General features: G+C 53.0%; 9 protein-coding genes. 7 read left to right on the forward strand and 2 right to left on the reverse strand.

Going from position 1 to position 11,544, the window contains the following annotated elements; translation table 11 throughout:
* The first annotated feature begins 46 nt into the window (after positions 1 to 46).
* Genes FCL47_RS08040 through FCL47_RS08060 form a run of 5 tightly spaced genes read left to right on the forward strand, consistent with a single transcriptional unit; the run spans position 47 to position 5,084 of the window.
* A complete protein-coding gene (locus tag FCL47_RS08040; RefSeq protein WP_136812967.1) occupies positions 47 to 790 on the forward strand; it encodes a (Fe-S)-binding protein in 744 nt (247 codons plus the stop codon).
* Positions 787 to 2,241 (forward strand): LutB/LldF family L-lactate oxidation iron-sulfur protein, encoded by a 1,455-nt coding sequence (locus tag FCL47_RS08045; protein WP_136812968.1) that lies wholly within the window; start codon positions 787 to 789, stop codon positions 2,239 to 2,241. Before FCL47_RS08040 ends, FCL47_RS08045 begins: the two co-directional genes overlap by 4 nt.
* Complete coding sequence (locus FCL47_RS08050; protein ID WP_136812969.1) at positions 2,241 to 3,005, forward strand: LUD domain-containing protein; 765 nt, start codon at positions 2,241 to 2,243, stop codon at positions 3,003 to 3,005. The genes FCL47_RS08045 and FCL47_RS08050 overlap by 1 nt, the downstream gene beginning before the upstream one ends.
* A 27-nt stretch (positions 3,006 to 3,032) precedes the next feature.
* Positions 3,033 to 4,157, forward strand: coding sequence for an AI-2E family transporter (locus FCL47_RS08055; protein ID WP_136812970.1), 1,125 nt, complete (start codon positions 3,033 to 3,035; stop codon positions 4,155 to 4,157).
* A gap of 12 nt (positions 4,158 to 4,169) precedes the next feature.
* Positions 4,170 to 5,084: a DMT family transporter gene (locus FCL47_RS08060; RefSeq protein ID WP_136812971.1), complete on the forward strand. Its 915-nt coding sequence runs from the start codon at positions 4,170 to 4,172 to the stop codon at positions 5,082 to 5,084.
* Positions 5,085 to 5,209: 125 nt separating this feature from the next.
* On the opposite strand, the gene aspS is transcribed toward FCL47_RS08060, so the two are convergent.
* Positions 5,210 to 6,994 carry an aspartate--tRNA ligase gene (aspS, locus tag FCL47_RS08065; RefSeq protein ID WP_136812972.1) on the reverse strand — a complete coding sequence of 595 codons (1,785 nt, stop codon included), beginning with the start codon at positions 6,992 to 6,994 and terminating at the stop codon, positions 5,210 to 5,212.
* Between the two features lie 65 nt (positions 6,995 to 7,059).
* Positions 7,060 to 8,322, reverse strand: a complete 1,263-nt coding sequence (gene hisS, locus FCL47_RS08070) for a histidine--tRNA ligase (RefSeq protein ID WP_167496413.1) — start codon at positions 8,320 to 8,322, stop codon at positions 7,060 to 7,062.
* Between the two features lie 732 nt (positions 8,323 to 9,054).
* On the opposite strand from hisS, the gene FCL47_RS08075 reads away from it, so the two are divergent.
* Both FCL47_RS08075 and FCL47_RS08080 read left to right on the forward strand, forming a co-directional pair.
* On the forward strand, positions 9,055 to 10,041 hold the full coding sequence (locus FCL47_RS08075; protein WP_136812974.1) for a nitronate monooxygenase family protein: 987 nt from the start codon (positions 9,055 to 9,057) through the stop codon (positions 10,039 to 10,041).
* A gap of 17 nt (positions 10,042 to 10,058) precedes the next feature.
* Entirely contained in the window at positions 10,059 to 11,429 is a 1,371-nt protein-coding gene (locus FCL47_RS08080) for a polya polymerase (protein ID WP_136812975.1), read from the forward strand.
* The last annotated feature ends 115 nt before the right edge of the window (positions 11,430 to 11,544 follow it).

Raw genomic sequence — 11,544 nt, forward strand, 5'->3', positions numbered from 1 at the left:
TATCGGTCACCCATTTTTATTCTCCTGTCAACAAAAGGACTGAACAATGTCTGGAAAAACTGTCTCTCTCTTTATCCAATGCCTTGTTGACACCATGTTTCCCGAAACCGGCGAGGCAATGATCACGGTCTTTGACAAACTTGGTATTCCATACGACTATCCCACAGGGCAGACGTGCTGCGGTCAACCGGCGTTTAACAGCGGCTACACCCGGGATGCCGCCGCCGCTGCCAGACATTTCATCGATCTCTTTGAAGACACGGAGGTCATTGTCTGCCCCTCCGGTTCCTGTGTCCATATGGTCCGACATCACTACCCGGAGCTCTTTACCGACGATCCCGCAATGCACAGCAGGGCTCTGGCCATCGGCGCAAAAACCTTTGAGTTCACGCAGTATCTGGTCGACGAACTGAATATAACCGACGTCGGAGCCGAGTATGTCGGTGCGGTTACCTACCATGATTCCTGCCACCTGAGCCGTGGCCTGGGCATCGCCGCCCAGCCGCGAGTCCTGCTCCGGAACATTCGCGGCCTGGAGCTGATTGAGATGAAGGACAGCGATACCTGCTGCGGCTTCGGCGGAACCTTCAGCGTCAATTATCCCGAGATCAGTGTCGCCATGGCCGATGAGAAAATCGACAATATCCTCGCCACCGGGGCGGGCACCGTCACCGGCTGCGACATCAGCTGCCTGATGAACATTCTCGGCCGTATTTCCAGACGGCAAAAAGATGTCAAGGTCCGGCATATTGCCCAGCTCTTAGCTGGCCCCACGGGAGGCAAGGCATGAACGACTACAGCAAAGAAGCACAAAAAGCCCTGGCATCGCCCAGACTCCAGGCCAGCCTGCATACCCTGCAGGATCGTTTCGGCAAGGGTGCCATGGCGTTGTGGGCGAACATGGAAGATCAGGAGATGCGCAGACGGGTGAAAAAATCGCGTCTGAAAAACCTTGAGCACCTGGACATTCTCCTCGCCGAGCTTGCCAGAAATGTGCGTGCCCGGGGAGGCAAGGTCTACTTCGCCGAAACTGCCCAGGATGCCATTGATTATACCCTGAAAGTTGCTAGAGATAACAAGGTAAAAAGAGTCGTCAAAGGAAAATCAATGATCTCCATGGAGATCGGTATTGATCCGGCCCTGGAGGAGGACGGCATCGAAGTGGTCGAAACAGACCTGGGCGAATATATTATTCAGCTGGCCGGCGATAAACCGTCACATATCATCGCCCCGTGCATCCATATGGACCGCAAGCAGATCGGTCAGCTTTTTGCCGAAAAGCTGGGCATGGACTACACCGACGATCCACCGACACTGACCATGGCCGCCCGCAAAGAGCTGCGTGAAAAACTGTTGAGCGCCGACATGGGACTGACCGGCTGCAACCTCGCCTGTGCCGAAACCGGCCATATCAGTTTAGTGTCCAACGAGGGCAACATCCGGATGGCCACGACCATGCCGCCGGTACATGTCGCGCTGATGGGCATGGAACGCATCGTCGCCACCCTCGAGGAGCATCGGGAAACCGTCCAGCTCCTCACCCGTGGGGCGGCGCTGCAGAAGCTGTCGACCTATGTCAGCTTCACAGGCGGCCCAAGCAGCGCGGACGACCCTGACGGCCCCAAAGAATTTCATCTGGTCATCATCGACAACGGCCGTGCAAAAATTCTGGCCGACCCCGAGTTTCGCGAAGTGCTGGCCTGCATCCGCTGCGGCGCATGCCTCAACATCTGCCCGGTTTACGGCAGAATCGGCGGTCATGCCTATAATTCTTCCTACTGCGGCCCGATTGGCGCGGTCATAACACCGCTGCTGGACGGGATCAATAAACATGCCGATCTCTGCAAAGGCGAGACCCTGTGCGGCGCCTGTAAGGATATCTGCCCGGTGCAGATCGATCTGCCGCGGATGCTCGCCGCTCTGCGCCAGAAGCTGGCCTATGCCAGCGACAGGTGGGACACCAGGCAGCACAATCCCGCCGAGGCCTACGGCTTTACCATCTGGCGGCTCATTATAACGAGAAAACCTCTCTATCGAAGCCTGCTTAAAATCGGCCGGCTTTTCCAGAGAGTTTTTATAAAGAAAAACAACATGATCAGCAGCATGGCTGGAATCGCCTCCGGGTGGACCGACGGACGGGACCTGCCGCCCATTGCCAAAAAGACCTTCACTGAGCTCTGGGAAGAAAAATATCGCAACCGCCAGGCTGCTGCGGCTCCAGAAACCGAGGAGAACCAATAATGGACCACAATCAGGCTTTTTTTCTGGGCAACATCCGCACCGCCCTCGGTGAAGCACCGCACAGCGAGCGCGTAAAAAGCATGTTTCCCAAACTGTTTGCCTCCCCGGATACCACCGAAATCCGGCAAAAAATTGCTGGCAGAACCGTGGCAGAACAGGACGAGCTGGTAGAAATTTTCCTGAAAAACGGCAACAGTTTAAACATCTGCAGCCATATCGTCGCCTCTTCTGATGCAGCCGCCGCCGTAGTCGTCGAACTGATCCGCAGCAAAGAACCCGAATTCAATCATACCAAACATGTTATCGGCCACGATCATCCGGATATCGCCGCCCTCCAGCTGTGGAAGCGCTTCAACCGGGAGGCGGTCACCGTGCACACCGCCTTCAACTCGGACCGACAGGTTCAGGAGAAAACTATCGCCTCCTTCATCGGTATTACCGCGCCGACCATCGGGGTGGCCGATTCAGCCACCTTGATCCAGCTGACCGAACCCGGACGACCGCGCTCGACATCGCTTCTGCCGTCGATCCATATTGCCATTATGAGAAGAGAGCATATCGTCGCCGATCTGCAGGAAGCCTATACCCTGCTGCGCGGCAGAGCGCATCTGGACAGCCTGGTGTTTATCTCCGGGCCCTCGAAGACAGCGGACATCGAGGCGCATATGGTACACGGGGCACACGGTCCCCGCGAAGTGCACCTGATCATTCTCGCCGAACCTTCTGCTGCCGGAAGTGATGCAGCAACTACCGAAGCAGCGTAAAGAAATACTCAAGCCGTCCATTCAACTATGAAACAACAACTGGTCAACAAAGTAACCCTGCTTAGTCTGGTTATCCTTATTTCAGCCGTCTTTTTGAGTATGATCCATCAGTTCCTGATGGCGATTTTCATGGCCGGCCTTTTTTCAGCGATGGTCGCACCGGCCCACCACCTGCTCACAGAAAAACTGGGCGGCCGGGAAACGCTGGCCTCCATCCTCACCGTGCTGGCTATTGTGCTGCTGGTCCTGACACCGCTCACTATCCTTATCACTCTGATAGTGACCCAGGCCATCAGCATCGGCCAGTCGGTTACCCCTTTTGTACAAAGCTTCATCAATCAACCGACCACCCTCACCGTCTATCTCGAGAAAATTCCCTATTACCAGGAAATCCTCCCCTACCGTGATATCATCGTCCAGAAAGCCGGAGAGATGGTCGGCACCGTCTCCACTTTTTTGATCAACTCCCTCTCTTCCGTTACCAAGGTAACGATTGAGGCGGTGTTCTCATCCGTTATCATGCTCTACGTGATGTTTTATTTCCTCACCATGGGCGATCTGTTGCTGCGTAAGATACTGTTCTTTCTTCCATTAGACGACTTTAACGAACAGCGCCTGCTCTACCGGTTCACCTCGGTGACCAGAGCGACTATCAAAGGAACCGTGATCATCGGTATCATGCAGGGAACAATCTGCGGCATAGCCTTTGCTATAACCGGCATTGAGGGCCCGGTTTTCTGGGGATCGCTGATGGCAGTGATGTCAATCATTCCTGCTTTAGGCACGGCAATCATCTGGTTTCCGGCACTTATCATTCTCGCGCTGTCCGGCAATTTTACCGGAGTGTTCATTTTGATTATCCTCTGCGGGGCCGTGGCTGGCAATCTCGACAATCTCGTCCGGCCGCGGCTGGTTGGCAAGGATACCGAAATGCATGATCTCTTCGTTCTGTTTGGTACCCTCGGCGGTCTGTCCATGTTCGGTTTACTGGGCATCATCATCGGACCGCTCGTGGCCGCTCTTTTTATTACCGTCTGGGAAATCTACGGCGATGTCTTCAAAGAGTATCTTCCCAATGTCCACGTTGTTCTGAAGAAACGACACGATACCCCGGATGACAACCAGGAAACGGACAATAACGTCTCGGGATGACATCGGATTGCAATGCCGTATATTCTTTTAATCCTCACCACCCTTTTCTGGTCCGGTAATTTTGTCCTCAGCCGGGGCATGCATGCAGAAATTCCGCCTTTCACCCTCTCGTTCTGGCGCTGGATGGTGGCATTGCTGATTCTCAGCGGATTCGGCCTCCGCCACCTCCTGGCCCAGCGGCAACTTGCCCTGCACCATAAAAAATTTATCATCATCCAGGGCATTGTCGGGGTGGCCGGATTCAACAGCTTGATTTATATGGCCATGCAGACCACTACCGCCATCAATGCGGTGCTGGTCAATTCCTGCATCCCGGTTATCATTGTGGTGCTGTCCTGGATACTGTACAAGGATCGCCTCAGCGTCAGGCAATGTCTGGGGGTGGCCACCTCCCTCAGCGGCGTCTTACTGATCATCTCCGGCGGAGAATCGGCAACTTTTCTGAAACTGCAATTTAACAGGGGAGATATCCTGGTCTTTATTGCGGCTGTCTGCTGGGCCTATTATTCAGCCCATTTAAAAAGATACCCGCAAGGGCTGCATCCACTCGCCTACCAGGTGGGGATAGTTATGGTTGGTCTGGTCATCCTGCTGCCGCTTTATCTGCTGGAAATCGCCACCGGCAAAACCATGACCGTTTCAATGGGTTCACTTGTCACCATCCTCTATGTGGCGATCTTTGCCTCGGTCCTGGCCTTTATCTTCTGGAATCGGGCGGTGACGATGCTCGGGGCCAATATCGCCGGACCATTTATCCACCTGATGCCGGTTTTCAGCACTATCCTCGCCGTACTCTTTCTCGGCGAGACGCTGACGCCCACCCATGTCCAGGCGATCTGCCTTATTTTCGGAGGCATTCTGCTCACCACCTTCAGGGTGCAAAAAGGCAAAAGAGTACAAGCAACCGGGAAGGAAGAGCAAGGGTAACACGACCGGCTTATACGTAACTGTTCAACAGTGGGTCAGCTGGCAGTAAGCAGGTCGCCTAGCTATACTATGGTATGCTAGGCGCCCTGATCACCGTCAGATGGCGTGCTGCTGGACAGTTACACTTATTCTTTCCAGTCGGGTCTGATGTGTAGCTCAGTCAGCTGCTTTCTGGCCACCGAGGCAGGAGCGTCGGTAAGCGGACAGGTCGCCTTCTGGGTCTTTGGAAAGGCAATGACGTTGCGGATAGAATCGCTGCCGGTCATGATCATCAGCAGCCGGTCAAGGCCGAAGGCCAGGCCGCCATGCGGCGGGGCACCGAGCTCCAGAGCGCGCAGCAGGAATCCAAATTTATCATTGGCTTCCTCCTCGCCAATACCGAGGACATCCAAAACCTTTGACTGCATGCTCTTCTGGTGGATACGGATGGAACCGCCGCCGATTTCCGTCCCGTTCAGCACCAGATCATAGGCACGACTGGAAACTGCCGCCGGATCACTGTCCAGCTTTGCGACATCTTCTTCCTTCGGTGCAGTGAAGGGGTGATGCAGGGCCTGGAAACGTTTTTCCTTTTCATCATATTCCATCAGGGGAAAATCGGTGACCCAGACAAAGTTGAACTCGTCCTTTTTCAAGAGTTCAAGACGTCTGGCAAGCTCGACCCGCAGCTCGGACAGTACCTGAAAGACGACTTTGCTGCTGTCGGCCCCGAAAAAGAGCAGATCCCCTTCCACCGCGTCGGTGGCGGACGCAATTGCTGTCCGTTCCTCTTCGGTAAAGAACTTGGCGATCGGCGACTGCCATTCGCCGCCCTCCTTCATCTTCACCCAGGCGAGACCCTTGGCACCGAACTGGGCGGCATACTCGGTTAGGACATCGAGTTCCTTGCGGGTAAAATAGGCACAGCCCTTGGCGTTGATCGCCCGAACCGTGCCGCCCTTGTCGGCAATGGCCCGAAACACCTTAAAGCCGCATTGGGCAGCTATCCCGGTCAGATCAATAAGTTCCATGCCAAAGCGGACATCCGGACGATCGGTGCCGAACCGGTTCATCGCCTGCGCAAAGGTCAGTCGCGGGAAAGGCGGAGAAAGCGTAAGGCCAAGAGTGTCTTTAAACAAGGTGGCGATCAATCCTTCATTAATCGCCATGATCTGCTCCTCGTCGACAAAACTGAGCTCCATATCGATCTGGGTGAATTCCGGTTGCCGGTCGGCACGCAGGTCCTCGTCACGAAAACACTTGACGATCTGATAATACCGGTCCATGCCGGCAATCATCAACAGCTGCTTGAACAGCTGCGGCGACTGGGGCAGGGCATAGAATTTGCCGCTGTTTACCCGGCTGGGCACCAGATAGTCGCGGGCGCCTTCCGGAGTGGAACGGGTGAGCATCGGGGTTTCGATATCGAGGAAACCGTTATCGTTCAGATAATTGCGGACACTCTGCACCGCTTTATGGCGCATGATCAGGTTGGCCGCCATTTCCGGACGACGCAGATCAAGATAGCGATACTGCAGCCTCAGATTATCCGACACCTCGGTGTCTTCATCAAGGGGAAAGGGCGGTGTCTCGCTGCTGTTCAGAATTCGCAGCTCATCAACCAGCACCTCTATCTCGCCGGTGGCAAGTTTCGGGTTGGCCATATCGCCGGGTCTGGCTTCGACCCGGCCGCGTATGGCCAGGACCCACTCGCTGCGAAGCTGATGCGCCTTCGCGTGCACTTCCGGGTCGATCTCAGGGTTGAAAACCACCTGGGTTATCCCGCCCCGATCACGCAGATCTATGAAAATAACCCCGCCGTGGTCGCGCCTGCGCAGGACCCAGCCCATCAGGGTGACCTGCTCGCCTACATTTTTTTTGCCAAGATCATTGCACGAATGCGTCCGGCTCAACTGCCCCATTGATTCCATAATTTATTTTATAGTCTATTTGTTGAATTTTTCACTGTCAGGTGTTGTTGTGTTCGTTAACGTAATCAAGATACCAAGCTCTCTGGCAAAGCATCAGCCAGCGCTGCCGCAGACAGAAGAACTTCCTGCTGTTCTTCATTTCCCAGCATATTGCGCAGGATTCCTTTACCCGATTCCAGTTCGGCATCACCAATAATAAAGACAAAGCGCGCCCCGGCCTTATTGGCCTGCTTCATCTGGCTTTTCAGGCTTCGACCTTCATGGTCCATAGCAACAGAGAACTTTCGGGCCCGCATTGCATTGGCAAGCTCAAAACCTTTCCGGGAGCCCTGTTCGCCGATGCCGGCAATGTACAGGTCGACCTCATCTTCCGGAATAACCGCCTGTTGCTGCTGCAGCAGCAGAACCAAACGTTCCATGCCGATAGCAAAGCCGATACCGGGGCTGTTCTTTGGTCCACCCAGTATTTCGACCAGACCGTCGTATCTTCCTCCAGCGGCCACCGCGGCCTGGGAACCAAGATCGGCGGTGATAAATTCAAAAGTTGTGCGACAATAATAATCCAGTCCACGGACCATAAATTTGTTCAGCCGGTATGGGACCCCCAGCTGTTCAAGACCTGCCTGAACCTTGCCGAAATGGTCTTTGCACTGGTCGCAGAGGTACTCAAGAATAGAGGGGGCATCGACGATCTGCTCCCGACAGGAAGGTACTTTGCAGTCGAGGACCCGGAGCGGATTAGTCGTACTTCGACGTTTGCAGTCACTGCACAGCAAATCATGCCGCTTGTCTATATAGGATATAAGTTCAGCCCGATACCCCGGTCGACACGCCGGACACCCAAGAGAATTGAGTTCCAGACTGACCTGCATACCGAGTTCGTCCAGCAGCATGGCACCCATGGCAATCAGTTCGACGTCCACCCGAGGATTTTCCGAGCCGAGAACCTCGACATCCATCTGATGAAACTGCCTGAGTCGTCCCTTCTGGGGGCGCTCGTGACGAAACATTGGTCCAATGGTAAAGAGTCGCTGCACCGGTTTTTCGACATAGAGTCCGTGTTCTATATAGGCACGCACCATTGAAGCCGTAGCCTCGGGCCGCATGGTGACTTGCTTGTCAACAAAGGTATACATCTCCTTTTCGACGATATCCGTTGCTTCGCCGATAGATCTGGCAAACAGCTCGGTCTCTTCTAAAATGGGCAGACGGATCTCACGGAAATGAAACCGATCAAAGACATCTCTGGCCACTCTTTCAAGGTACTGCCAGAGCAGCACCTCTCCCGGCACAATATCTTTAAAGCCTTTCAGGGCCTTGATTTTCAAAGCTATCTCCATATGGTTATAAGAAATCCCGTCGAAATGCTTTGTGGGATTTTTTTCAGTACTCGCTTGAGGGGGGCTCTGTTCAGTCCCCGGGCATTGCGGGACTCTGTTTAGTACCCCCTTGAGGGGTGCTCTGTTTAGTCCTCGCTTGACGGGGACTCTGTTTAGTCCTCGCTTGACGGGGACTCTGTTTAGTCCTCGCTTGACGGGGATACGTTCCTTAACGAAATAGTTTTCTTGTAAAAAGCACAAGAAAACTGACAATTGGCCACTAATCCCGCCTAAAAGCATTGCGGGACTCTGTTTAGTCCTCGCCTGACGGGGATAAGTTCCTTAACGAAATAATTTTCTTGTAAAAAGCACAAGAAAATTATTTCTAAGTCACTAAAAAACGGAAAAGTTATCAGGAAAGAGTTATCCCATTAAAACCAAAAATGAAGAAATTAACTGCAATTTTGTGATTTTGTCAAGTTTACCGCCCGGCTATTCATTGTAAACCCACAATAAAGTGCAGGTGTAAAAGGTGAATTCCAGGGCACCTTGGCCAAAAAATCGTGTTGCAATTGACTGATACTACTCTTGACAAAATCAGGCAAGAAGTGCATTATCTCATTTCTCATATATGTTGTTTTAAAATCCCCGATAAAACTGGACTGGTGCATCGCAAAAAATTGTTTTTATGTGAAAACTGCTAAAAATAATTTTTCAGGTACTAAAAGGAATCCTTTCTGCATGAAGTTACCTTCTCTTAATATTGCCAATTTCAAAGCCTCATTTCCATTAATTCAGGGCGGAATGTCCATTCGGGTATCTACCTCAGCGCTGGCCGTTCCGGTTGCCAATTGCGGTGGCATCGGTGTTATTGGCGGATCCGGCCTCCCTCCCGAAGAGCTCTACGAGGATATTAAAAAAGCCAAGGCGGAGACAAGCGGTATAGTCGCCGTCAATATCATGTACGCCATGAAGGATTTCTACAAGCTGGTCATGAGTTCGATAGACGCCGGAATCGATATGATAATCACCGGGGCCGGCTTTTCCCGGGATATTTTTAAAATTGGCCGGGAACATAACACGCCCATCGTCATGATCGTCAGCTCTGCGGCCCTGGCCAAACTGTCCGAGAAACTCGGCGCAGCAGCGGTTATCGTCGAAGCAAAAGAAGCAGGAGGCCATCTCGGTACCGACAAACCCCTCCGCGAAATTTTTCCCGCCATCCGTGATGTCGTAAAAAACATCCCGCTTATCGCCGCCGGCGGCATAACCAACGGCTATGAAATGGCGGAAATGATGGATAAGTACGGTGCCGACGGGGTGCAGATTGCCTCGCGCTTCGTACTCAGTGAAGAATGCGATATCGCCGATGAATTCAAGCAGGCGTATCTTAACGCCAAAAAAGAAGACATCGTCCTTACTTCCTCCCCGGTAGGCATGCCCGGTCGTGCCATAAACAACCCCTTTGTCCAGGCTTTGAATGCAGGCGAAGACGTCAGCACCAAAAAATGTCCCCAGGTATGTCTGAAAAAATGTGACCACCACTACTGCATCAACGAAAGGTTGATGATGGCCAAATCGGGTAATGTTCGTGACGGCCTGATCTTCTCCGGTGAAAACAGCTACAAAATGGATAAAATCCTTTCTGTCGCTGAAATTTTCCGACAATTCAAGCAGCAAGCCGAAGCGGTTTACAAAGAGGGGAAAGGATTCAGTCCGGCAATTTGACAACCACCTCTTTACAAATGATTTCCCCAACAGAAACCGACACCCAGCAAGAAGCGTCGCCATCGCCTTCCTGCCGCATTATCCCCCCTGAAAAGCACCCGATCAGGGCCGAGATGATCGACAGGGACGCTCTTTTCGTCCTCAAAAAACTGAATGATGCCGGATTTGCCGGTTACCTTGTCGGGGGCGGCGTTCGCGATTTATATCTTGGCAAAACCCCCAAAGATTTTGATATCAGCACCGACGCTCACCCCGGCCAGCTGCGCCGGCTCTTCCCCAACAGTAATACCATAGGCCGGCGCTTCAGGCTGGTACAGCTCTTTTTCAAGGGCGGGAAGACCATCGAGATAAGTACCCTCCGATCCCTCAGCGAGCATGACATTGACGGTCCGGAAACCGTCCTTGCCCCCAACAACACCTTCGGCACGCTGAGCGAGGACGCGCAGCGTCGAGACCTGACCATCAATTCGCTTTTTTTTGAGATCCAGACGAATACCATTATCGACTATGTCGACGGCAGCCTGGACCTCGACCAGGGAATTATCCGCATAGTCGGCGAGCCAGTCAAAAGAATAAGCCGGGATCCCGTCCGCATGTTACGGGCGATCCGCCATGCAGCCAGAATCAATTTCACCATCGAAGAACAAACCTGGCAGGCACTGTGCAGCAACAGCCACAAACTGTCACTCTGCCCCCCGTCCCGTTTGCGTGACGAATTTCTGAAAGACCTCTACAGCGGTGCAGCCGAACCCTGGCTGGAACTGGCCATTGACTCGGGACTCCTGTTCGCTCTTTTCCCCTTCTATCGAAAAATTTTCGCCACTAACCTGGCGCCCCTGCAAAACCCCCGGGAGCTTCTTTCCGGAATATGTCGCATCATCGACCGAATAAACAATCTGTCACTGGAACTGAACATCCATCGCCAGCCCGATTTTTTCCTGATCGCCCTTTTTCTCATACCCTGGGTTGAAGCCCGTTTTCAGCTGATCAGCCAGTTTCGCAAAGGGGCGCCTCTTTATCATGTGGGCAAGCAGATCCGCGAGGATATTGACAGGACTATCGGTATCGACCTTAACCTGCGACGCTCCCTGCGCCAGGAAATGGTCAGTCTTTTAATCAACCTATCGCAGCTTATCCACAACAAGCAGCAAAACAGCTGGCCAAAATGGCTGAAGAAGAAAAGCTATTTCAAGAAATCCTGCCTCTTCTACAACTGCTACATGGCAGCGACCACAGGTGAATCCATCGATCACCTGTTCCTGGGTGAACCTCCGATTCCACAGATCAAAGAAGAGATAAAGAGACCGGGGAGAAAGTCTTCACCGCCAAAAGGCAAGCCGGCATTTGCCGCGCATGGCAAGGGGGGCATTTTTGGCTTTAAAAAATAAGCTTCTTTTTTTCAACTTGCCTCTCTTGTCGAAAACCATCCACTTCTCATCCGTCTTTTATACTGCCCCCATGTCCCCCCTTCTTTTATGACACTCGAATGCACCAATACACCTC

Source organism: Desulfopila sp. IMCC35006 (assembly GCF_005116645.1).
GTDB lineage: Bacteria > Desulfobacterota > Desulfobulbia > Desulfobulbales > Desulfocapsaceae > Desulforhopalus_A.